The organism is Streptomyces viridochromogenes DSM 40736 (genome assembly GCF_000158955.1).
Taxonomy (GTDB): domain Bacteria; phylum Actinomycetota; class Actinomycetes; order Streptomycetales; family Streptomycetaceae; genus Streptomyces; species Streptomyces venetus.
Genome location: NZ_GG657757.1, coordinates 4,891,773 through 4,913,178, shown reverse-complemented (window position 1 = coordinate 4,913,178; position 21,406 = coordinate 4,891,773). Strand labels below are relative to the sequence as shown.

Sequence of the window (21,406 nt, the reverse complement as noted above, 5' to 3'; positions counted from 1 at the left end):
TGATCCCTCGATCCCTGGCAGACCCCTGATCGCGCCTTCACGATCTGATCACACGTCATCGTACTGTTGTCTGAGGCGAGTTGGAGGGGGCCTTCAGGAGAGTTGGAGGAGCCCTCGGAGAAGGTCCCGGCTCTCCGAGGGGCCCGGGCTGTCACTCTGGAGCTCCTTGAGCGCCTTCTCGTACTGGGCGACGTCCTCGGGCTTGTCCAGGTACAGCGCGCTGGTGAGCTGCTCCAGGTAGACGACGTCCGACAGGTCTGACTCCGGGAAGCTGAGGATCGTGAACGCGCCACTTTCGCCGGAGTGGCCGCCGAGGCTGAACGGCACGATCTGGAGGCGGACGTTGGGCCGCTCGGAGATCTCGATGAGGTGCTGGAGCTGGCCGCGCATCACCTCGCGGTCGCCGTAGGGGCGGCGCAGCGCGGCCTCGTCCAGGATGATGTGGAAGTCCGGCGCCCTCTCGTCGACCAGGTACTTCTGCCGCTCCAGGCGCAGCGCCACCCGCCGTTCGACGTCGGCCTCGCTCGCGCCCTGCATGCCCCGCCGGACCACCGCGTGGGCGTACGCCTCGGTCTGCAGCAGGCCGTGCACGAACTGCACCTCGTAGGCCCGGATCAGCGAGGCGGCGCCCTCCAGGCCGACGTAGGTCGGGAACCAGCTGGGCAGCACGTCGGAGTAACTGTGCCACCAGCCCGCGACGTTGGCCTCCTTGGCCAGCGACAGCAGGGAGGCGCGCTCCTGCTCGTCCGTGATGCCGTACAGCGTCAGCAGGTCCTCGACGTCCCTGGTCTTGAAGCTCACCCGGCCCAGCTCCATCCGGCTGATCTTCGACTCGGAGGCGCGGATCGAGTAGCCCGCCGCCTCGCGCGTGATGCCTCGCGCCTCACGCAGACGCCTGAGTTGTGATCCGAGCAGCATGCGCCGCACCACCGATCCCGGCTCTCCCGCGCTCACGTTCGCCAGCCTCCCCAACGTCTCAGGGGCCGAAGTCTGCCACTAAAACACTCCGAGCAGTACTCGTCCGGTTACGGAAACGGAATCGAGCCCGCGGGCGCTCGCGCGTGAAAGGAAGAAAGAGGTAAGCGAACGGCCGGAGTTGGGCAGGAAGACAGGGGAAAAATTGGCCAACAAGCGGTACGGGACAGCTCATTCCGGTCACGTGCACGTGCATCTGCCCTTGCATCTGCTGTACGCATCCGAAACCATGGTGCCGCACCACCGCTGCATCGCACCGACCGCGAATTCCCGGGAGTGCCTCGCATGGGGACGAATGGATCGACCATGCTCGAGCCGTTACGGCAGGGCCTTCCGCCGCTGGATCTCGCGGCCGTGTCCGACGCCGCCTCCTGCGCCCTGCCCGCCCGCTACGAAGCGGTGCGTGAGGCGCGGCAGTTCACGCGCGGAACTCTCGACCAGTGGGACATGGGCGACAGTTTCGACGACGTCTGTCTCGTGGTCTCGGAACTCGTCACCAACGCGCTGCGCCACGGCCTGCCGGGCAGCCCCCCGGGCGTCAACGGTCATGAGCCTCCCGTCCGGCTGCATCTGATGCGGTGCACCGAGCGGCTGGTGTGCGCGGTGCGCGATCCCAGTCACGACAGTCCCGTCACCCGGGAGACCGACGACTTCTCGTCCGAGTCGGGCCGCGGGCTGTTCCTCGTCGACTCCTTCAGCGACAGCTGGGGCTGGCATCCGCTCGCGGGCGCACTGAGCGGCAAGGTGGTCTGGGCGTTGTTCCGGCTGCCGCGGGCCGGTTCGGAGCCGAACGCGGAATGAGAAACCGCGACGCTTCCTCGCGTCGCGGTTCTACGCGCGTTACAGCGCGTTAAGCCACTGCTTGCCCCGGTTCCTCCGGGACCTACCGGCCGTCAGCCCCCCACCAGGTGGTCGAACTCGCCGTCCTTCACGCCCAGCAGCATGGCCTCGATCTCCGCACGGGTGTAGACCAGCGCGGGGCCGTCGGGGAAGCGCGAGTTGCGCACGGCCACGTCACCGCCCGGCAGCCGGGCGAACTCCACGCAGGAGCCCTGCGAGTTGCTGTGCCGACTCTTCTGCCAGGCCACACCATGCAGCCTGGTGGCCGCCATGCCGTTGTACGCGTCGTGGTCCACAGGTCGCTCCCCGGTGGTGCACTGGCTGGTGTGGCCATTGATGCAGTGGTCAACTGACCCGGATCATAGCCCTGTTCATGTGCAGATGCATGGGCAGATGCACGTGCACGCGGGGTGGTCCTGCGGTTACAGCTTTGACGACCGTTTTACCGAAGCTCTTGCCTGTTTGACGGGCCCGCACCGCCTCGCGTTCCCGGGACCCGGTGCCCAAGTCGGGGGGTTCGGGGGAGGTCCGATGGAGGCGGAGCATCCGCAAGGCGGCTCCGGCGGGCGGCCGCGCCGGAGAAGCGGGAGCTGGGAGCGGTCCGGAGAGGCTCTCCCGCCGGGCCTGCCTGCACTGATACGGAAGCGTGCGGCGCCGGGCGGGAGCAGGGAGAAATCGTGCACACGGTGGATGGTGAGGTCGTCCCCGAGTACGAGGTCCGGGTCACACCATCACCCGACACCGGGTCGGCCGTCCCGCCCCTGACGGCCCGTCAATCCTGCGGAACGGCAGGTCCGCAGGGCCGTCTGCCACGGCCGGACCACGCATATGGGGTTCCCCACCCGTCAAGCGTGGGGAACCTCACCCCGGCCTGACGGGCTCAACGGCTGGTATACGGCAGCAGCGCCATCTCGCGCGCGTTCTTGATCGCCCGGGCCAGCTGCCGCTGCTGCTGGGACGACACCCGGGTGACACGGCGGCTGCGGATCTTGCCGCGGTCGGAGACGAACTTCCGCAGCAGGTCGGTGTCCTTGTAGTCGACGTAGGTGATCCCGGCCTGGTCCAGGGGGTTGGGCCGGTTCTTCGCGGGCGTGCGGTCGGGCTTGCGGGGCATCTCGGGTCAGACCTCCAGGAGGGTGTCGAAGGCGTGCGGCAGCCGCTGCCAGGCGTCCGGCCCGGCGGCGTACTCGGCGTCGGTCAGCAGGCAGGACTCCAGCAGGCGTTCCAGGCCGTCCCGGTCGAGGCCGGGCGAGGTGAAGACGAGGTGCTGGCAGCGGTCGCCGTGCTCGCCGTGCCAGTCCAGCGCGGCGGCGGCGCGGCGCACCGGCGGGATCATCTCCCAGGCCGCGTCCGGCAGGGAGGCCAGCCAGGGCCCCGCGCTCTCCACGCACAGGGCGCCGCCCGCAGCGTCCCAGTGGAACAGCGTGTCCGGCTTGTCGGCCAGCCAGAACCGGCCCCGGCTGCGGGCCGCCGCGCAGGTCAGGTCCTCCAGGGCGGCGTAGAGCCGCTCCGGGTGGAAGGGGCGGCGCCGCCGCCAGACCAGCGTGGAGACGCCGTGCGCGTCGGCCTCGACGGGCAGCAGGGCACACGCCGGGTGCTGGGCCGCGGCGGCCGCCTCGACGTCGAAACCGGCCAGGGCCGCCTGGGCGAGGGGCGGGAGCCGACGCCGGCGCGGGGGTGACACGGTCAGGCCGTCGTCGGTGGGGTTCGGCTCAGGGGCGCCGCCCGGTCGCAGGGCTTCTCCGGACCCGTCCGGGTTCGGTCGGGTCGTGGGGCCGAGTGGGATCCGGCGGGCCGTCGGGTGCAGTTGTGCGAGCAGTTCGCGGTCCTCGTCGTCGGCCTCCGGGGACTCGGCGACCGCGAGGACGGGGGCGTACTCCAGCTGGCGGGCGAAGGTGTCGGCGACCGTGCGCTGATCGGTGGCGGCGGCGGCGAGACCGCCGTCGGCGAGGTCGTCACCGTTGCCGAGGTACGGCAGGACCAGGGCCGGGTCGACGGCGGTGACGACCCCGGTGACGGTGAACCCGCCGGCCGTGACGACCTCGGCCATGGCTTTGGGCTCGACGGAGTCCCACAGCTCGACGACGGCCAGCGGCGTCCGCCCGGCCTCCGCGAGCCGCTCCAGCTCCGGCACCAGGTCCTCGCGCAGTGCGCAGCAGGCACAGTCGTTGACGAGCGGCGCCTCGCCCGCGTCCAGGACGCCGGTGGCGTCCCGGACGGTCCGTACGACGGTGCCGGCAGCGGCCGTGGCCAGGTCGTGGTGGAGCACGACACTGCCGGGCACGTCGGCGAGCAGCTGCGCCACGACCGCCCGGCGGGCGTCGGCGTGCAGCCCGCCGACGATCACGACGGGGAGCCCGGTAGGGGCAGCCACGGGGTCAGCCCTTCTTTCCGTACCGGCGCTCGAAGCGCTCCACGCGGCCCGCGGTGTCCAGGACGCGGGCGGTTCCGGTGTAGAAGGGGTGGCTGACGTCGGAGATCTCGACGTCGACGACGGGGTACGTGTTGCCGTCCTCCCACTCGACGGTCCTCTCGCCCGCCGTGGCGGAGAGGGTCGAGCGGGTGAGGAAGGCGTAGTCCGCGGCACGGTCGCGGAAGACGACCGGGCCGTACTCCGGGTGGATTCCCTCGCGCATGGTCAGCGCTCCTCTCGGAAGTCGACGTGGCGGCCGGCGACGGGATCGAACTTGCGCAGGGTCAGTCGGTCCGGGTCGTTGCGGCGGTTCTTGCGGGTCACGTAGGTGAAGCCGGTCCCGGCGGTGGACCGGAGCTTGATGACCGGCCGGAGTTCGTTGCGTGCCATGCCGCTATACTACTGAAAATGAATTCCATTTGCATCACCTGAGGCAGAGAGGTACGTCACCACCCATGTCCGCGCACTGCATGCTGACCGGCGCCCGGCCGGGCTTCGGCAACCGCGTCTCCCACTCCCACCGGCGCACGTCCCGCAGGTTCGACCCCAACATCCAGTCCAAGCGCTACTGGCTGCCGAGCGAGGGCCGTTGCGTACGCCTCCGGCTGAGCGTCAGGGGGATCAGGACGGTCGACGCGATCGGGGTCGAGGCGGCCGTCGCCCGGATCCGCGCCCGGGGAGTGAGGGTCTGATGGCCAAGAAGAGCAAGATCGCGAAGAACGAGAAGCGGCAGGAGACCGTCGCCCGGTACGCCGCCCGGCGGGCCGAGCTGAAGGAGATCGTCCGGCGGCCGTCCTCGACGGAGGCGGAGCGGCTCGCCGCCCAGGCGGAGCTGCGCGGGCAGCCGCGCGACGCGAGCGCCACACGGGTACGCAACCGGGACCAGGTGGACGGCCGGCCGCGCGGTTACTTCCGGGCGTTCGGACTGTCCCGGGTGAGTCTGCGGGGGCAGGCGCACGCGGGGTATCTGCCCGGGGTGCGGAAGGCGTCCTGGTGAGAGGCCGGGGCTGATCGGCCGGCCCCGCTGAGCTGCCGCCCCGGTCGGGGCCCCCGGGGACCTCGCCCCGGGGGCTCTTGACCGGTCCTGGTAGCTTGCTGCGATCGTTCCGGTAAGGGTCGGCGGGGCCGGTCCGGGCCCGGTCGGACGGCTACAGCTTTGGGGGCTTGCAGTGACTTCGGTGATCTTCTCGCGCCGCCCGGGACCCCGTCGGCGGCTGCGGGTCGCGGCGGCGGCCGCCGGCCTCGCGGGCGCACTCGCGCTGACCGCGTGCAGCGGCGACGGCGGCTCCGGGGACGACGCGGCGTCCGGCCCGTCCCCCTCGGCCGCGTCGTCCGCGTCGTCCGCCGGAACCGGCGGCGGCTCGGCCGACTCCGGCTCAGGCTCCGGCTCTGACGGATCGGCCGCCGGCAAGCTCGCCGGCAGCTGGCTCGCGACGACCGGTGGCAAGGCCGTGGCCCTGGTGGTCACCGGCAAGCAGGCCGCGCTCTTCGCCACCGGCGGCAGCGTCTGCACAGGCACCGCGGGCGAGCAGTCCGGGATGCAGATGATCCGCCTGAAGTGCACGGACGGCAGCAAGGACCGGACGACCGGGATGGTCGACTCGGTGACCGGGAGCACCCTGAAGGTCACCTGGGAGGGCGGCCGGGGCGAGGAGACGTACACCAAGGCCGAGGGCGGCAAGCTGCCGACCGGGCTGCCGACGGGCGGCCTCGGCTAGTCCATGCCGTCGAGGCCGCTCACGAGGGCGGCCTCACGGGCACGGCCCCTCGGCATGCCCGGGTGCGTGAGGGCCCTCGCGTCGGAGATGATCCACACGTCGGAACCGCTCTTCGCCATCACGCACCAGAGGTCCCCATGCGCACCCTTTCTCCCCTCACCCTGGCCGCCGCCCTCGCCGCGACGCTCCTGATGACCGCCTGCGACGACGGCAAGTCCGCCGACGGCGACGCCAAGACCGCGGGCCGGCCGGCCGGCTCGGCGTGCGCGATCGGCGACATGGGCGTGGAGGTCGCGGCCGGCGCCGCGCCGGCCGCCGGCGACACCGGCACCGTCACCGTGACGCTCACCAACAAGGGCGCGCAGTGCACGCTGAAGGGCTTCCCCGGCGTGGACCTGCTGGCCGACGACAGCACGACATCCGTGTCCCCGGACGAGGGCGCGAAAGCCCAGTCGCTCACGCTCGGCAAGGGCGGCACCACGTCCTTCACCATCACCTACGTCCGGGGTGAGGCGGGCTCCCCGAAGAGCCTCCCCGTGCGGAAGGCGTCCTTCACCCTGCCCGGCGCCACCACGGACGCGCACACCCTGACGTGGTCGTACGGCGAGGTCGCCCGGAGGGACGGGGCCGGCGGCGCGGCACAGGCCTCGGTGAGCGGCTTCGAGTCCTCCGGCGACTGACGGGACGTCAACGCAGCGGCGGCCGGTGCCCGACCTGGGCCCGGTCCGCCGCCTGCGCGCCCTCACTCCAGCCCGCCGCGTCGCGCACGCCGCGCAGACGGGTGGTGGTCGTCTCCGGGAACATCCGGTCCAGCCGGCCGGTGACGGCGACGTCGCGGGAGGCGAGCACCGGCAGCAGGTCGTCGGAAACCTGGCTCTCGGCGGCTTCGGCCAGGCGCGTGCCGATGCGGTGGGCGTAGGCGGCGAGGAAGGACTGCCGGAACGTCTTGGTGCGCCCCCGGCCGCCGGCGCGCTGCGCGGCCTCCGCCTTCGTCATGGCCGTCGTGGCCTGCACGAGGAGCGAGGTGTGGAGGAGTTCGACCACCTCAAGGTCCGTCTCGAAGCCGACGACGGTGGAGAAGCCGAGGGGCTCGTTCCACACCGCCCGGCAGTGGTTGGCGGTGGCGACGGCGTCCAGCAGCACCGCCTTGGCCTGCTCGTACGGCGGTTCGACACCGATCCGGCAGGCGCCGGGCGTGTCGGGCGAGGGCGCGCGGGACGCGAGCAGCGCCTCGTCGACGCTGTGCCGGGCCATCAGCTCCTGCGCCTTGGCACTGAGCGCCTCGGCCTCCTCCGGGAACCCGGTGGCCTCCGCCTTGGCGAGCAGCGCGCGGATGCGGGTGAGCATGCGGGACTCGGTCCTCGGCCCCCCGGGCGACTCGTCGAGGGCCTCGATCGCGGGCAGGCGCAGCAGCAGGCGGTACAGCTCCAGCACGGCGGTGGCGTGCGAGAAGCGGTCGGTGCGGGACGGGGCGTCGGCGGGGAGCTCGTCGAGCTGTGCGCTCCAGCGGCGGCCTCGGGGCCGGTCGCGCCCGGACTGCGCGCGGATCAGCTCCGCCGTAAGGCGTACGTGGACGTCGTCCAGCTCGCGCCGGACGATCCGCACGACATCGGCCGGCTGCCAGCCACGCCGCCAGGCGCCTGCCACGAACTCCTCCCCGCGGCGTGCGAGTTCAGCGTCCGCCGCGGGATCGGCGGCGAGCAGGGACGCGCCGGCGTCGAGGGCCCTCTCGCCGGTCTCGTACAGGGCTGCCTCGAACGCGCGGTCGACGGTGCTGGAGGTACTCACGGGCCGATGGTGCCACGCCACCGCCCCGGGGCCCGCGTCGCGTCGGCCCGGTGCCCCCGCCCACCCCGTACCGGGTGACCTCCTACGTGGCGACCTCGCCGAAGTAGCCGCAGAGTGTCAACTCGCGGTTGACACCCTGAGGGGGGCAACCTACGGTTGACACCATGACGACGAACCCCAACATCACGTCATCCGTACGCCTCGACGACCTGATCGCGGCGATCAAGAAGGTTCACCAGGAACCCCTCGAGCAGCTCCAGGACGCGGTGATCGCCGCCGACCACCTCGGCGAGGTGGCCGACCACCTCATCGGCCACTTCGTGGACCAGGCCCGGCGTTCCGGCGCCTCCTGGACGGACATCGGCAAGAGCATGGGGGTCACCCGGCAGGCGGCGCAGAAGCGCTTCGTGCCCAAGGAGTCGGCCGACCTCGACCCGAGCCAGGGCTTCAACCGCTACACGCCCCGCGCCCGCAACACGGTGATGGCCTCGCACAACGCCGCCAAGGCCGCGCACAACGCCGAGGGCCTGCCCGAGCATCTCGTCCTCGGACTGCTGGCCGAACCCGAGGGCCTCGCCGCGAAGGCGATCGTCGAGCAGGGCGTCTCCCTCGACAGCGTCCGCGAGGCGGCGACGGCGGCGCTCCCGCCGGCCGTCGACGAGGCCCCGGAGCTCGTGCCCTACGGCCAGGCCGCCAAGAAGGTCCTGGAACTCACCTTCCGCGAGGCCCTGCGCCTCGGCCACAACTACATCGGCACCGAGCACATCCTGCTCGCCCTGCTGGAGCACGAGAACGGCGAGGGCGTCCTCAGCGGCCTCGGCATCGGCAAGGAGCGGACCGAGCAGTACCTCGCCCGGGTGCTGGAGAAGATCGCGGAGGCCCAGAAGGACGTGCTGGACGAGTCCTGACCGCCCGGGTGGGCGGCGGCGAGGGGCGTTGTCAGACCCTCCTCGTTGTCAGACCCTCCTGCCACACTCGCGGCATGGCCGACCGGTGGGCGCTCGCTCCGGCCGAGGACGGTGGCGTGGACGTCGCCCCCCTCGGTCCGGACGGGGTGCCCGCAGGGCCGGTGACGCGGGAGACGGACCCCGCCGAGGCCGTGCGGAGCCGGCCCGGGGTCACGCGGTGGGTGTGGCGGTCCACCGCCGAGGTCTACCCCCGCCCTGCTCGCCACGGGGGTGCGAGTCGAGCGGTGCTACGACATCGAGGCCCGCCGAGACGCTCCTCCTCGGGCACGAGGGGCGGTACGGGGAACCCCGCTCGGCCGCGGCCGCCCTGGCCCGGCTGCGCGGCGGCCCCGTACCGCCCGATCCGCCGCAGCGGTCCGCCGAACCGGGCTCGCAGTCCTCCCTGTTCGAACCCCAGGGCGTCCACCTGCCCTTGGCGGACCTCCTCGCCGTCTACGCCGAGCAGCAGCGCCGGCACGAGCGGGCCGGACACCCCGACCGGATGCGCCTGCTGACGGCCGCCGAGTCGGCGGGCATGCTGGTGGCCGCCGAGATGAACCGGTCAGGGCTGCCCTGGCGCGCCGAGGTGCACCGCGCGGTGCTGCACGACCTGCTGGGCGAGCGGTACGCGGGGGGCGGCGAGCCACGCCGCCTGGCCGAACTGGCCGACGAGGTGTCCACCGCGTTCGGCCGCCGGGTCCGCCCCGACCTGCCCGCCGACGTGGTCAAGGCCTTCGCGCAGGCCGGCATCAAGGTCTCCTCGACCCGTAAGTGGGAGATCGAGTCGGTCGACCACCCGGCGGTGAAACCGCTGCTCGAGTACAAGAAGCTGTACCGCATCTGGGTCGCCCACGGCTGGTCCTGGCTGCAGGACTGGGTGCGCGAGGGGCGGTTCCGGCCCGAGTTCCTCGCGGGCGGCACGGTGACCGGGCGCTGGGTGACCAACGGCGGGGGCGGGCTCCAGATCCCCAAGGTGATCCGGCGGGCCGTCGTCGCCGACCCCGGCTGGCGGCTCGTCGTCGCCGACGCCGACCAGATGGAGCCGCGCGTGCTCGCCGCGATCTCCCGCGACCCCGGCCTGATGGAGGTGGCCGGCCGGGAGAGCGACCTGTACCAGTCGGTCTCCGACCGTGCCTTCTCCGGCGACCGCGCCCAGGCCAAACTCGCCGTGCTCGGCGCGGTCTACGGCCAGACCTCCGGCGACGGACTGAAGAACCTCGCCGCGCTCAGACGCCGCTTCCCGAGGGCGGTGGCGTACGTCGACGAGGCGGCCCGCGCCGGCGAGGAGGGGCGGTTGGTGCGGACCTGGCTGGGGCGCACCTGTCCCCCCGCGGCCCGGGCGACGGACGAGGCCGCGGAGGAGGCGGGCATCCCGCTCTCGGAGGACGACACACAGCGGGACGCACAGCAGTGGGTGCCCGGTTACGCCTCCACCAACGCCCGCGCGCGGGGCCGCTTCGCCCGCAACTTCGTCGTCCAGGGCAGCGCCGCCGACTGGGCGCTGCTCCTGCTCGCCGCGCTGCGGAAGACCTGCGCGGAGCTCTCGGCCGAGCTGGTCTTCTTCCAGCACGACGAGGTGATCGTGCACTGCCCCGAGGAGGAGACGGCGGCGGTCGTGACGGCGATCCGTGAGGCGGCGGCCCTGGCCGGACGGCTCACCTTCGGGGAGACGCCGGTGCGGTTCCCGTTCACGACGGCGGTGGTGGAGTGCTACGCGGACGCCAAGTGATCACTCGGCGGCGCGGACCAGGTCATCCGCCGGGTGATGGAGGGGAGCGGGATCGGCCGGGTGTGGGAGGGCGGGCGGACCGGCCGGGTGAAGGAGGGGAGGCCGGTCGGGCACGGCCTGGTGCGGGCCGGCCGGGGACATGACGGTGCCGGTCGCGGGACCAGTACTGTCCGCGTCCCGCCCCGTGGCGAGTTCGCGGGCGAAGTCGCGTACGAGGTCGTGCGGTGCGTAGCGGCCGTACGCCGGCTCCTGGAGCAGCGCCACGTCGACCAGGCGGTCCAGCGCGGCCTCGGTACGGCGTTCGCCGGTGCCGGTGAGGCGGGCGAGCAGGGGTACGCCGTACTCGGGCAGATCGACGGCACCGATACGGCGCAGGATGAGGGCGGCGTCCCGGTCGGTCTGGCGCTCGGAGCCGGCGAGCGCGCGGTGCGCGACCGCCAGCGAGCGGCGCACGCTCAGGTCGTCGTACTCCAGATGCCGCAAGCGCCCTTCCCGCTCGGCCAGTTGGCCGGCGAGCTTCTCGGGCGTGAGGGCGGGCCGTGCGGCGAGCCGCGCGGCGACGACGCGCAGGGCGAGGGGGAGGCGGCCGGTGAGTTCGACGAGGGCACGCGCGGCCTGCGAACCGTCCAGGCCGTCGCGACCTGAGGCCGCTCGCAGCAGGTCGGCGCCCTCTTCCTGCGACAGCGGGGCGAGCGGGAAGCGGGCGACGCCGTCGAGGGTGGTGAGCGGCGATCGGCTGGTGACGATCACCGCGCACCCGGCGCCGCCCGGAAGCAACGGCCGGACCTGTGCGGCGCTCACGGCGTCGTCCAGCACCAGGAGCGTGCGCGTCGGCGCGAGCAGGGAGCGCAGCAAGGCGGACGCCGCGTCCGGGAGTGCGGGGACACGGCAGGATTCCACGCCGAGGTCGTGCAGCAGGGCGGTGAGCGCCTGGCCGGGGGTGAGCGGGGTCATGCCCGGGGTGGCACCGTGCAGGCCGAGGTGGAGCTGCCCATCGGGGAAACGTTCCGCCACCTCATGAGCGAGGTGCAGCGCGAGGGCGCTCTTGCCCACACCGGCCATGCCGCTGATGACGGTCGTGGGGCGCGGGCCGGGTGCGGTGAGGGTGTGGCGCAGGGAGGCGCGTACGAGGGTGCGGCCGGTGAAGTGGGCGGGGGGCGGGGGCAACTGGGCGGGCGGGGTCGGCGACGTCACGGCCCCCCGCAGCACCTCGGCGTGCGCCGCCCGCACGCTCGGCCCGGGCTCGATGCCGAGCCGGTCGACGAGGCGGGTGCGCAGGCCGTGGTGGACGGCCAGGGCCTCGGCCTGGCGGCCGGTGCGGTGCAGGGCGAGCATGAGCTGGCGGTGGTACACCTCCCGCAGCGGATACTCGGCGGTCAGCGCCGCCAGTTCCGCGACGAGCTCCTGGAGCCGTGGACCGCCGAGCGCCAACTCGGCGTCGTGGCGCCACTCCAGGAGCAGCAGCCGTGCCTCGCGCAGCCGCCGGGCGAAGGCGTACCCGCCCACCTCGGCCGGCAGCCCGGCGAGCGGCACGTCCCGCCACAGCGCGAGTGCGGCCGCACACTCGCGCACGACCCGCTCCCAGTCCTGGCCGGTGTGCGCGGCACGCGCGGCGGTGACATGGGTGTCGAACACATGGACGTCCAGCTCGCCCTCGTCGACCCGCAGCACATACCCGGTCGGTACGGTCCGCAGCCGTTCGGGATCGTCGAGCAGCCGCCGCAGCCGGGCCACGTGATTGTGCAGCGAGGCCTGGGCGGAAACCGGTGGGTCCTCGCCCCACAGCGCGTCCTTGAGTGACTCGACGGACACGACCCGCCCGGCGTCGAGCAGCAACGCGGTCAGCAGGACACGGGACTTGGGGCTCACGATGCCCCGGGCTTCCCTCCCGCCCCCGCCCGCGGCGTCGCGGTACAACACCGGCGGCCCCAGCAGCCCGAACCGCACCATCGCCCCCCTGCCTTCCGGCTCCTCCGCCCTTGACGAGTTTCCACCCTTGGGCAGCGGTTTTCCGCCACCCCGGCCTTCGTCCGTTCACTCCGGAGCAAGCCCGCTGCCTGGCCTTCTTCGATCCTGGTTCAGCGACTTCAGGCCAATCGGCAGATGACGCAACGGCGAACCATTGGCCATATGTTAGCGATCCGTTGGCAATGCCTGGTGTGATCACTGCATCGGATCTGGCCCGGGGGTGCGCGCGTCTGAACGCGCAACTCGGGGGAGTGTCGCCGCCGCGGCCGGGTCCGGGTCCCGGTCGGCAGAGGTGAACGACCGGGGCCCGCTTTCCTCCCCCGCCGTATCGGCCGATCTGCCTCCGCGCCATCGGCCGATCGGCCTCAGATGACCGGTGGGCGCCCCAGCCGGGTGAGCCGCCAGACCGTACGCCAGCGCATGGGCCGACGCTCCCCGGCCGACTCCCGCACGCCTTCCACGAACCCGCCGAACCACGCCCGCAGTCCGGCGCCCGACCGGTTCCGCAGGAGGGTGAGCAGCACCCACACGCCGAGGTGGACGGGCACGAGCGCGAGGGGCAGCCGGCGGCGTGCGAGCCAGACCCGGTTGCGGGCGTTCACGCGGTAGTAGATGGCGTGCCGGGCGGGCGAGGTCTTGGGGTGCTGGAGCAGCAGTTCGGGCGCGTACAGGATGCGCCACCCGGCATCCGCGGCGCGCCACGCGAGGTCGGTCTCCTCGTGCGCGAAGAAGAACTCGGCGGGCCAGTCGCCGACCTCGTCGAGCATCGCCATCCGCAGCGCGTGCGCGCCGCCGAGGAACCCGGTGACGTACCCGCCCCGCCGCGGGTCCGACTTGCCGAGCCGGGGCACGTGCCGCTGCTGCGTCTCGCCGAGCTCGTCGGCGATGCGGAACCCGACGATGCCGAGCCGGTCGTCGGCGGTGTACAGCTCGCGCACACGGCGCAGCACGTCGGCGTCCACGAGCAGACCGTCGTCGTCCAGATCGACGACGACGTCGATGTCGCCGAACTCCCGCAGCCGCGCGAGGGCCGCGTTGCGCCCACCAGGGCACCCCAGGTTCTCGTCGAGCTCGACCGGGGTGACCTCGCCGGGCAGGGAGAGCCGCTCGGCGAACTCGGGCAGCGGGCAGCCGTTGCCGACGATCACGATCCGCTCGGGCGCCACATCCTGCTTCGCCACGGACCGCAGCAGGGCGTCGACCTCCTCCGGCCGGTTGCCCATGGTCACCACGGCGACGGCGATCCTGGGCGCCCCCATGTCCTCACCTCGTCCCGGTCGGCAACTGACGGGTTGACGGGCGATGCTATCCGTTCACGGTAAGGACCCCTTAAGTACTCCTGGCGGACGGCGGTTCGCCTACGCCGTTCGGCCGAGGCGGCACCCGACCGGACCGGGCACAGGATGTCGGGTGCGGGAGGGCGCCCGCTGCCTAGCGTGAAGGCACGAGAAGGAAGGAAGGCCGGACGTGCTGGATCGGCTCAACCAGGCCATGGCGCACATCGAGAGCCGTCTCGACCGGACCGTCGACGCGGCGGACCTGGCGCGTACGGCGTGCACCTCGGAGTACCACCTGCGCCGCATGTTCTCCGCACTGGCAGGCATGCCCCTGTCGGAGTACATCCGCCGCCGGCGGTTGACGGTGGCGGGCGCCGAGGTGCTCGCGGGGGACGAGACGCTGCTGGAGATCGCGGTGCGCTACGGCTACGGCTCGGGCGAGGCGTTCGCCCGGGCGTTCCGCGCGATGCACGGCGTGGGCCCGGGCGAGGCCCGGCGCACCGGCGCCGCGCTCGTCTCCCAGCCCCGGCTGACCTTCCGCCTGACCATCGAGGGGAGCAGCAGCATGCATTACCGAGTGGTGGACCGCCCGTCCTTCACCGTCACGGGCTTCAAGGCCCGGGTCCCACTGATCCACTCCGGCCCGAACCAGGCGATCATCGACTTCGTCCGCGGGCTCGACAAACAGGCCCTGGAGCGGCTGGGGAAACTGTCCGACCAGGAGCCGCACGGCATCGTCGCGGTCTGCGACGACCTGGACCCGAGCCGGGCGCAGGGCACGCAACTCGACTACTACCAGGGCGTGATCACCTCTTCGCCCGTCCCCGCGCCCGAAGGCACCACGGCCCTCCCGGTCCCACCCGGCACCTGGGCGGTCTTCACCACCTCCGGCCCGGCTCCCCAAGCCGTCCAGGAGCTCTGGCGGGACGTCTTCACCGAGTGGTTCCCGTCGAACCCGTACCGCAGCCGCCCCGGCCCGGAGATCCTGCGGACGGAGCTGTCGGCCGACGGCTCCGAGGCGGACGCGGAACTGTGGCTGCCGGTGGAGCGGGAGTCCTCCCGCTGAGAACGCGAAAAGAACGCCCACCGGTTCTCCGCAGAATGCTGGTCATGCCGTGGAGGTACACGGGTTCCGCCTGTGATGTAAGGCCGAAGAAAAGGCGGCAGAAAGCTGCTCGACCACAAGGCGATACGAAAGGTTGATCAACGGGGCATGACCGCTACATCTTTCAACCCCCATGCGCTGCTCGCGAAGAGCCAGATCGGTGTGCTCGCGACCATCAAGGCGGACGGGCGACCCCAGCTCTCCCCCGTCCAGCCGTTCTACGACGAGTCGGCGAACGTGATCCATGTGTCCACCAGTGCGGGCGCGGCCAAGGTGGCGAACCTGCGGCGGGACGCCCGGGCCACGCTGGAGGTGACCAGCCCCGACGGCATGTCGTGGGCCACCGCCGAGGGCATCGCCACACTCACCGGGCCGGGCACCGACCCCCACGGTCCCGAGGTGGACGCGCTGGTGAACTACTACCGGGTCGCCGCCGGGGAGCACCCGGACTGGGAGGAGTACCGGGCGGTGATGGTCTCCGACCGCCGGGTGCTCATCACGATGACGGTCGACCACGTCTACGGGGCCGACATCAGCTGACGGGATGGGCGCGGGAACACCCCCGCCGTTCCCGTTCGGCCTTGTCCGCTTTCCCGTGTCCGTGCGCTCCGTCGCCGCTCAGGCGTGCGCGTGCAGCAGCGTCTCGCCGTCCTGCTTCCGCAGGACCTCGATCAGGTCGCGCAGACCCTTGTCCGCCCGGGCGATCTCGTCGTCCGTGAGGTACACGGACGGTTCGATGCGCAGGGTGTTCGTGGCGCTCGCGGTGGGGAAGATGCGGATCGCGTGGACGCGCAGCAGGTAACCGGCGAAGAGATAGCCGAGGAGGCCGGCCTGCGCCTGGTCGCGGATGATCTCCGAGGTGGACTCGGACTGGTCGTGGAAGTCCAGGCCGATCATCAGGCCCCTGCCTCGGACGTCCTTGACGATGTCGCCGAACTCCTCCCGCAACCGGCCGAGCATCGCCAGGAGTCGGTCGCCGCGCTCGGCGGCCAGCCGGTACGCCCTGCCGTCGTCGGCCTCCAGCAGGTCCACGGTGCGGCCGGCGATGAGGGTGGAGAAGCTGTCCTTGGCGTAGGTGGAGCTGTGGACGAGTTCGAAGTCGGTGCGGTAGCGGGAGCCGCGGATCAGGGTGAGCGCGGCCTTGGCGACGCCGCCGCCGAGGCTCTTGGCGAGGGTGTAGTAGTCGCCCTGGAGGCCGAGGTGGGAGCTGGCGAAGAACGCGCCGGAGCGGCCCATGCCACTCTGCACCTCGTCCACGATGATCGGGCAGTCGATCGTGGCGAGGACCTCCTGGACCCGGCGTACGGCGGCCCGGTCGAGGACCCGGATGCCGGCCTCGCCCTGTATGGGTTCGAGGATGAAGGCGCAGATGACGGGCAGCTCCCGTTCGGTCAGGCGGACGACGCCGTCCTCGACGGTGAGGTCCAGGACCGTCCTGCGCTCCTGCGCCACGGTCTTCTCCAGCGCGTCCGGCTGGTCGAGCGGCACGAAGCGGCACTGGGCCGCCAGGGCGCTGAACGGGCTGCGGTAGCCGACGTTGTGGGTGAGCTGGACGCTGCCGACCAGCTTGCCGTGGAAGGAGCCCTCCGGGGCCAGGAACACCGGACGGGCCGACAGGCGCTCGCTGTTGGCGGCCCGGACCGCGTCGAGCAGGCGGTCGATGTCGCCGGCGTCCCCCGGCGCGAGGTCGGGTCCGAGGAGGTCGACGGCGCCGTCGGTGGCGATGCGGGCACCGGATCGTACCGCCGCGCGGGCCTCGTCGAGGTGGGCCTCGATCCTCTCCGTCAGCTCGGCCACCTTCATCACCCGGTCGAGCTCGGCGTGCTTGACCGCCACCTCGACGGCCTCGGCGCCGCTGTTGGCGAAGACCGCCGCATAGTGCTCGTCGGTGCCGAACTCCCGCTGGATGATGCCGTTGATCTTCCAGGCGAGGTCGTTGGCGTACGGGTGCCGGGAGAACTGGGCGTGGATCGGGGTCCCCTCGTCGAGCAGGGACTTGGCGTAGGCCACGATGTCCGGGTTGTTGTGCCCGAGTATCGCCGAGCCGTAGCCGCCCACCAGGTCGAGGACGGGGATTTCCGCGCCCTGGTCGTCACGGTAGAAGAGGGTGTTTCCCTGGGAGCGGATGTATTCGACGCCGAGTCCGAGTGAGGACAGCCATCCGGCAAGGTGCGGTTCCGCCAGTTCGAGTTTCTCGACCACCGGGTTTTCCTCTCCGATTGCTTTCTGCCCGACCGATTTCGACAGACCCTAACATTTGCATCTCCCACCTGCCGGTTCTGCCGTAATGAGCCAGTAACCTCCCGCTCTCCGATAAGTCTCGGGAACATCTCCGGTAATGATCCGTCCTCGCAGAGCTTTCATTACGCAGCGAACGGCACGTTACCGGGCAGGGACTGGATTTTGGATCGCCTCGAAAAAACTCCGGATACGCTCGCTGGGAGCGCATGGTCGTTACCCGAGGTGATTTCCAGTATTGGAAGGGCAGCCGAGCGAAAATGACGAGTGAGCGACACTCCGCGGCAATCGACCCACTGGATCGGCGGGAACCGATCGCCGTCGTCGGCCTGTCCTGCCGGCTGCCCGGCGCCGCCGGTCCCGAGGAGTTCTGGAGGCTGTTGCGTGAGGGCCGGGACGCCGTCACGCAGATGCCCGGGCACCGGTGGGAGCCGATCTCGGCGGACGCCCACAGCGAGATACGCCGAGGCGGGTTCCTGGACGCCGTCGAGGAGTTCGACGCCGCCTTCTTCGGGATCTCGCCCCGCGAGGCCGTCGTCATGGACCCGCAGCAACGGCTGCTGCTGGAGATCGCCTGGGAGGCGCTGGAGGACGCGGGGATCGCCGCGGCGAGCCTCGACGGCAGCCCCACGGCCGTCTTCGTCGGCACCGCCCGCGAGGACTACACGAGCCTGCTCTATCGGCAGGGCTCCGCCGCCATCACCCAGCACACCGTCGCCGGCACCCACCGCGGCATCATCGCGGGCCGGGTCTCGTACGCGCTCGGGCTGAACGGACCGAGCCTCACCGTCGACACCTCCCAGTCGTCCTCGCTGGTCGCCGTGCACCTCGCGTGCGAGAGCCTGCGCGCCGAAGAGGCGGAACTGGCGCTCGCGGCGGGCGTCAACCTCAACCTCCTCGCCGAAGGGGTGGTGGGGCGCCGAGCGGTTCGGCGGGCTCTCCCCGGACGGGCGCTGCTTCACCTTCGACGCCCGGGCCAACGGCTACGTGCGCGGCGAGGGCGCCGGCATGGTCGTGCTCAAGCCGCTGCGGGCGGGGCCGTGGCCGACGGCGACCGGGTGCACGGCGTGATCCTCGGCAGTGCGGTCAACAACGACGGTGCCACGCCCGGCCTCACCGTGCCCAGCGCCGCCGCGCAGGAGAAGGTGGTCCGGCTCGCCCATCGGCGGGCCGGGGTCGTGCCGGACGCCGTCCAGTACGTCGAGCTGCACGGCACCGGAACCCCGGTCGGCGACCCGATCGAGGCCGCCGCGCTCGGGGCGGCGGTCAGTGCGCTCAAGGCCGCCGGGGACCCCCTGCGGGTGGGCTCGGTGAAGACGAACATCGGGCACCTCGAAGGGGCCGCCGGCATCGCCGGGCTCATCAAGACGGTCCTGTCCGTCCGCCACCGCATGCTCCCGCCGAGCCTCAACTTCCGTACGCCCAACCCGAAGATCCCGCTCGACTCGCTCAACCTGTCGGTCAACGACCGGCTGGGCGAGTGGCCGCACCCCGAGCGCCCGCTGGTCGCCGGCGTGAGCTCCTTCGGCATGGGCGGCACCAACTGCCATGTGGTCGTGGGCGAGGCACCCGGTACCCGGGAACCCCTGACCGCCCCGCGCACCCGCCCTGCGGACGCCGTGCTGCCCGTCGTGGTCAGCGCGCGGGGTACGCAGGCGCTGCGCGCCCAGGCCGGACGGCTCGCCGAGTTCGTCGAGACCCACGGCGACGCCGAGCCCGCCTCTGTCGGACGGTCCTCGGTCTTCACCCGGTCACGGCTCGGTCACCGTGGTGTCGTACTGGCCGCGGATCGGGACGAACTCGTCGCCGGACTCCGGGCGTTGGCGTCGGGGCTGCCCGCCGCCGGGGTGGTGGCGGGGGCCGAGGCGACGGGCCGGCTCGCCATGGTCTTCACCGGGCAGGGCGCCCAGCGGATCGGGATGGGCAGCGAACTCCGCGCCGCCTTCCCGGTGTTCGCGGCCGCCTTCGACACGGTGTGCGCCCATCTCGACCCGCTGCTGGAGCGGCCGCTGCGCGAGGTCGTCCCCACCGGCGAGGGACTCGACGAGACCCGGTACACCCAGCCCGCGCTGTTCGCCGTCGAGGTCGCGCTGTTCCGGCTGTTCGCGTCGTGGGGCGTACGGCCCGACCTCCTCGCCGGGCACTCCATCGGTGAGGTCGCCGCCGCCCATGTCGCCGGGGTCCTCTCGCTCACCGACGCCTGCGCACTGGTCGCCGCCCGGGGCCGGCTGATGCAGGAACTGCCCGCCGCGGGCGCCATGGTCGCCGTACAGGCCGCCGAGGACGAGGTGCTGCCGCTGCTGGCGGGCCAGGAGGGCGAGGTGGCGGTCGCCGCCGTCAACGGCCCCGCGGCCCTCGTGCTCTCCGGGGACACGGACGCGGTGCTGGAGATCGCCGCCGCTCTGAAGGACCGGGGACACAAGACCAAGCGGCTGACGGTGAGCCACGCCTTCCACTCGCCGCACATGGACGGGATGCTCGACGCATTCCGGCGGGTGGTCACCGGGCTGACCCTCCATCAGCCCCGTATCCCCGTCGTCTCCACGGTGACGGGCGAGATCGCGGCGCCCGAGCTGCTGACCTCCCCCGAGTACTGGGTCGAGCAGGTCCGCCGGCCGGTGCGGTTCCTGCGGGCCGCGCGGACCCTGGAGGCGGAGGGCGTACGGACCGTCCTCGAGATGGGGCCCGACGGCGTCTGCTCGGCGATGGTGGCCGAGAGCGTGCTCGACAAGGACTCCGTCGCCGCCGAACCGGCGCTGCGTCCGGGGCGGCCCGAGGAGCGGACGGCCTGGACGGCGCTGGCGCGGGCGTTCGTCCGCGGTGCGGCGGTGGACTGGGAGGCCGTGTTCGAGGGGGCCGGGGGGCGCCGGATCGATCTGCCGACGTACGCGTTCCAGCGGGAGCGGTACTGGGTGACGGATCCGGGCCGCGCGGAGGGCGCCGCGGCCGGTGTGTCCGCCGTGCCCGCGCTCGGGCCCGGAGCCTTGCCCGCCGCCGCGCGGCCGCAGCGCGCCGGCACGCCGGGGGCGGCGGGTGAGCTGTCGGCGGTCGAGCTGGTGACCTCGCATGTCGCCGCCGTCCTGGGGTACGCCGCCGGGCGGGCCGTCGAGATGGACGTGCCGTTCCGGGACCTCGGGTTCAGCTCCCTGATGACCGTGGAGCTGCGCGAGAACCTCGCCGCGTCGACCGGGCTGCGGCTGCCGACGGGGCTGGTGTTCGACCATCCGACACCCAGGGCCCTGTCGGAGTTCGTCGCGGCCGAGCTGGCGGGGGCGGACACGGGCGGGACCGGTGCGGTGCTGCCGGGGGCGGTGGCCGGGGCCGGTGCGGGCTCGGGTGGACAGGTCGCGTACGACGAGCCGATCGCGATCGTGGGCATGGCCTGCCGGTACCCCGGTGGTGTCGCCTCGCCCGAGGATCTGTGGCACCTGGTGGCGGAGGGCGACGACGCGATCTCCGCGTTCCCGACCGACCGAGGGTGGGCCGAGGACCTCTACGACCAGGACCACGAGCGGTCCGGCAAGAGCTACGTCCGCGAGGGCGGGTTCCTGCACGACGCGGGCCGGTTCGACGCGTCCTTCTTCGGGATCTCCCCACGCGAGGCGCATGCCATGGACCCGCAGCAGCGGCTGCTGCTGGAGACCGCCTGGGAGGCGCTGGAGCGGGCCGGACTGGTCCCGCGGGAGCTGCGCGGCAGCCGTACCGGGGTCTTCGTCGGCGCGACGGCCGGGGACTACGGGCCCCGGATGCACGACGCGCCCGAGGGCGTCGAGGGGCATCTGCTGACCGGCGGCGCGGCGAGCGTGATGTCCGGGCGGATCGCCTACCAGTTCGGGTTCGAGGGGCCCGCGGTGACCGTGGACACGGCGTGCTCGTCCTCGCTGGTCGCGCTGCATCTGGCGGTGCAGTCGCTGCGGCGGGGCGAGTCGAGTCTCGCCGTCGCGGGCGGGGTGACGGTCATGTCGACACCCGGCATGTTCCTGGAGTTCTCGCGCCAGCACGGGCTGGCGGCGGACGCGCGCTGCAAGGCGTTCGCGGCGGCGGCCGACGGGACCGCGTGGGCGGAGGGCGTGGGCCTGCTGGTCGTGGAGCGGCTCTCCGACGCGCGCCGCAACGGCCACCGGGTCCTCGCGGTGGTGCGGGGCTCGGCCGTCAACTCCGACGGCGCGTCCAACGGGCTGAGCGCCCCGAACGGGCTGTCGCAGCAACGGGTGATCCGGCAGGCGCTCGCCGACGCCGGGCTCACCACGGCCGACATCGACGTCATGGAGGCGCACGGTACGGGCACCGCGCTGGGCGACCCCATCGAGGCGGAGGCCGTCCTCGCCACGTACGGGCGGGACCGGGAGGGCCGGGAGCCGGTGCTGCTCGGTTCGCTGAAGACCAACATCGGGCACGCGCAGGCCGC

20 protein-coding genes and 1 pseudogene are annotated in these 21,406 nt (G+C 72.5%); 10 read left to right on the top strand and 11 right to left on the bottom strand.

All coding sequences use genetic code 11. The annotated features are described in order from the left end of the window. Positions 1–93: 93 nt before the first annotated feature. Complete coding sequence (locus tag SSQG_RS21625) at positions 94–918, bottom strand: helix-turn-helix domain-containing protein (RefSeq protein WP_052310471.1); 825 nt, start codon at positions 916–918, stop codon at positions 94–96. A 363-nt stretch (positions 919–1,281) separates the two neighbouring features. Here SSQG_RS21625 and SSQG_RS21620 point away from each other — a divergent pair, with 363 nt between their 5' ends. Next, positions 1,282–1,776, top strand: a complete 495-nt coding sequence (locus SSQG_RS21620) for an ATP-binding protein (RefSeq protein WP_003991964.1) — start codon at positions 1,282–1,284, stop codon at positions 1,774–1,776. A 92-nt stretch (positions 1,777–1,868) separates the two neighbouring features. Here SSQG_RS21620 and SSQG_RS21615 read toward each other — a convergent pair whose 3' ends face one another. The 5 genes from SSQG_RS21615 to rpmG all read right to left on the bottom strand — a co-directional run bounded on the left by SSQG_RS21615 (position 1,869) and on the right by rpmG (position 4,618). Further along, on the bottom strand, positions 1,869–2,087 hold the full coding sequence (locus SSQG_RS21615; protein WP_052310470.1) for a DUF397 domain-containing protein: 219 nt from the start codon (positions 2,085–2,087) through the stop codon (positions 1,869–1,871). A gap of 608 nt (positions 2,088–2,695) precedes the next feature. Then, positions 2,696–2,929, bottom strand: coding sequence for a 30S ribosomal protein S18 (gene rpsR, locus SSQG_RS21610; protein ID WP_003991962.1), 234 nt, complete (start codon positions 2,927–2,929; stop codon positions 2,696–2,698). Positions 2,930–2,935: 6 nt separating this feature from the next. Then, positions 2,936–4,189, bottom strand: a complete 1,254-nt coding sequence (locus SSQG_RS21605) for a CobW family GTP-binding protein (protein ID WP_039933336.1) — start codon at positions 4,187–4,189, stop codon at positions 2,936–2,938. A 4-nt stretch (positions 4,190–4,193) separates the two neighbouring features. Further along, positions 4,194–4,451 carry a type B 50S ribosomal protein L31 gene (locus SSQG_RS21600; protein WP_003991960.1) on the bottom strand — a complete coding sequence of 86 codons (258 nt, stop codon included), beginning with the start codon at positions 4,449–4,451 and terminating at the stop codon, positions 4,194–4,196. A 2-nt stretch (positions 4,452–4,453) separates the two neighbouring features. Then, a complete protein-coding gene (rpmG, locus tag SSQG_RS21595) occupies positions 4,454–4,618 on the bottom strand; it encodes a 50S ribosomal protein L33 (protein ID WP_003991959.1) in 165 nt (54 codons plus the stop codon). A 65-nt stretch (positions 4,619–4,683) separates the two neighbouring features. Between rpmG and rpmB the strand changes: the two genes are divergently transcribed. The 3 genes from rpmB to SSQG_RS21580 all read left to right on the top strand — a co-directional run bounded on the left by rpmB (position 4,684) and on the right by SSQG_RS21580 (position 5,946). Next, complete coding sequence (gene rpmB, locus SSQG_RS21590) at positions 4,684–4,920, top strand: 50S ribosomal protein L28 (protein ID WP_003991958.1); 237 nt, start codon at positions 4,684–4,686, stop codon at positions 4,918–4,920. Beyond that, entirely contained in the window at positions 4,920–5,225 is a 306-nt protein-coding gene (rpsN, locus tag SSQG_RS21585; RefSeq protein WP_003991957.1) for a 30S ribosomal protein S14, read from the top strand. The genes rpmB and rpsN overlap by 1 nt, the downstream gene beginning before the upstream one ends. Before the next feature lie 172 nt (positions 5,226–5,397). Next, a complete protein-coding gene (locus SSQG_RS21580) occupies positions 5,398–5,946 on the top strand; it encodes a hypothetical protein (RefSeq protein ID WP_039933334.1) in 549 nt (182 codons plus the stop codon). Here SSQG_RS21580 and SSQG_RS43515 read toward each other — a convergent pair. Then, the gene (locus tag SSQG_RS43515) at positions 5,943–6,065 is read right to left on the bottom strand and encodes a hypothetical protein (protein WP_276327087.1); all 123 of its coding nucleotides are present in this window, start codon (positions 6,063–6,065) and stop codon (positions 5,943–5,945) included. The two genes, SSQG_RS21580 and SSQG_RS43515, sit on opposite strands and share 4 nt — an antisense overlap. Before the next feature lie 18 nt (positions 6,066–6,083). Between SSQG_RS43515 and SSQG_RS21575 the strand changes: the two genes are divergently transcribed. Beyond that, positions 6,084–6,626: a DUF4232 domain-containing protein gene (locus tag SSQG_RS21575; RefSeq protein WP_039933332.1), complete on the top strand. Its 543-nt coding sequence runs from the start codon at positions 6,084–6,086 to the stop codon at positions 6,624–6,626. 7 nt (positions 6,627–6,633) lie between these two features. On the opposite strand, the gene SSQG_RS21570 is transcribed toward SSQG_RS21575, so the two are convergent. Further along, on the bottom strand, positions 6,634–7,734 hold the full coding sequence (locus SSQG_RS21570) for a DUF2786 domain-containing protein (protein WP_039933330.1): 1,101 nt from the start codon (positions 7,732–7,734) through the stop codon (positions 6,634–6,636). Positions 7,735–7,898: 164 nt separating this feature from the next. Here SSQG_RS21570 and SSQG_RS21565 point away from each other — a divergent pair, with 164 nt between their 5' ends. Both SSQG_RS21565 and SSQG_RS21560 read left to right on the top strand, forming a co-directional pair. Beyond that, on the top strand, positions 7,899–8,642 hold the full coding sequence (locus tag SSQG_RS21565; RefSeq protein WP_003991953.1) for a Clp protease N-terminal domain-containing protein: 744 nt from the start codon (positions 7,899–7,901) through the stop codon (positions 8,640–8,642). A gap of 74 nt (positions 8,643–8,716) precedes the next feature. Next, positions 8,717–10,410: pseudogene (locus tag SSQG_RS21560) on the top strand (bifunctional 3'-5' exonuclease/DNA polymerase). On the opposite strand, the gene SSQG_RS21555 reads toward SSQG_RS21560, so the two are convergent. Together SSQG_RS21555 and SSQG_RS21550 are read right to left on the bottom strand one after the other, a co-directional pair. Next, positions 10,411–12,360 carry an AfsR/SARP family transcriptional regulator gene (locus SSQG_RS21555; RefSeq protein WP_003991951.1) on the bottom strand — a complete coding sequence of 650 codons (1,950 nt, stop codon included), beginning with the start codon at positions 12,358–12,360 and terminating at the stop codon, positions 10,411–10,413. Between the two features lie 383 nt (positions 12,361–12,743). Beyond that, positions 12,744–13,637 carry a glycosyltransferase family 2 protein gene (locus SSQG_RS21550; protein WP_003991950.1) on the bottom strand — a complete coding sequence of 298 codons (894 nt, stop codon included), beginning with the start codon at positions 13,635–13,637 and terminating at the stop codon, positions 12,744–12,746. A 208-nt stretch (positions 13,638–13,845) separates the two neighbouring features. Between SSQG_RS21550 and SSQG_RS21545 the strand changes: the two genes are divergently transcribed. Together SSQG_RS21545 and SSQG_RS21540 are read left to right on the top strand one after the other, a co-directional pair. Then, complete coding sequence (locus tag SSQG_RS21545) at positions 13,846–14,721, top strand: AraC family transcriptional regulator (protein ID WP_003991949.1); 876 nt, start codon at positions 13,846–13,848, stop codon at positions 14,719–14,721. Between the two features lie 147 nt (positions 14,722–14,868). Next, entirely contained in the window at positions 14,869–15,300 is a 432-nt protein-coding gene (locus tag SSQG_RS21540) for a PPOX class F420-dependent oxidoreductase (protein WP_003991948.1), read from the top strand. 78 nt (positions 15,301–15,378) lie between these two features. Here the strand turns inward: SSQG_RS21540 and SSQG_RS21535 are convergent, their stop codons facing one another. Continuing rightward, on the bottom strand, positions 15,379–16,962 hold the full coding sequence (locus SSQG_RS21535; RefSeq protein WP_039933328.1) for an aspartate aminotransferase family protein: 1,584 nt from the start codon (positions 16,960–16,962) through the stop codon (positions 15,379–15,381). 296 nt (positions 16,963–17,258) lie between these two features. On the opposite strand from SSQG_RS21535, the gene SSQG_RS43510 reads away from it, so the two are divergent. Next, a partial coding sequence (locus SSQG_RS43510) for a type I polyketide synthase (protein ID WP_039933327.1) occupies positions 17,259–21,406 on the top strand: 4,148 nt, incomplete at its 3' end.